The sequence below is a fragment of the Burkholderia sp. BDU5 genome (assembly GCF_001522845.1).
Classification (GTDB): domain Bacteria; phylum Pseudomonadota; class Gammaproteobacteria; order Burkholderiales; family Burkholderiaceae; genus Burkholderia; species Burkholderia mayonis.
The window spans coordinates 1-1,013 of record NZ_LOWC01000011.1; the positions used below are offsets into that span (position 1 = coordinate 1).

Sequence of the window (1,013 nt, forward strand, 5' to 3'; positions counted from 1 at the left end):
AAATCCCGCAGACCGCGCCGCCGCCCGCCGCGACCTCCCGCGCCGCTTTCGCCCCTTCGATCTGCAGGATCGTCGGCAGCGACACGCCGTTCTTCGCCGCCGTCACCTCGGCGAGGATCGACACCGCGATCTCCGGCGGCGTGCGGCTGCCGATGTAGATGCCCGCCGGGCCATGCAGCCGCGCAAGCGCCGCCGCGCCCAGATCGAACTCGCGCAGCCGCTCGCGCCGCGCCTGGCTGTTGCGCCGCGAGCCGAGCGCGCCGACGTAGAACGCCGGCGTCTTCAGCGCTTCCATCAGCGCGAGATCGTCGAGCTTCGGATCATGCGTCAACGCGATCACCGCCGAGCGGCGATCGAGCTGCATGTCGAGCACGGTATCGTCGGGCATCGTCCGCACGAGCCGCGTGCCCGGCACGTCCCACGCGTCCGTGTACGCTTCGCGCGGATCGCAGACCGTCACCTGATAGTCGAGCCCGACCGCGATCTGGCACAGATAGCGCGACAACTGCCCCGCGCCGATCACGAGCATCCGGTAGCGCGGCCCGTGAATCGTCACGAGGCGCGCGCCGTCGAAGGACAGCCCGTCGGTCGCGATTGCGGGCGCGAGCGCCGCTTCGCCCGTCGCGAGATCGAGCGTGCGCGTGACGAGCCGGCCGCGTTCGAGCGCGTCGCACAGCGCCGCGATGCCGCTTTTCGGCGCGAGCGGTTCGAGCACGAGCTCGATCGTGCCGCCGCACGGCAGGCCGAAGCGATGCGCTTCTTCGGCCGTCACGCCGTACTTGACCGCTTCGGGCCGCGCCCAGCTCGCGACGCCCGACGCCTGCACGCGCGCGATCAGATCGTCCTCGATGCAGCCGCCCGACACCGAGCCGACGACGAGCCCGTCGTCGCGCACCGCGAGCATCGCGCCCTCCGGCCGCGGCGACGAACCCCAGGTCCGCACGACCGTCACGAGCAGCGCGCGGCGGCCGTCGCCGAGCCAGCGCGCGCCCGTCCTCAGCACTTCGAGATCC

Annotated in this window: 1 protein-coding gene; it reads right to left on the reverse strand. The window is 72.4% G+C overall.

Features of this window, described 5'->3' with window-relative positions:
• Positions 1-1,013: XdhC family protein (locus tag WS69_RS02855; RefSeq protein ID WP_156437905.1), on the reverse strand; the 1,013-nt coding region annotated here is incomplete at both ends.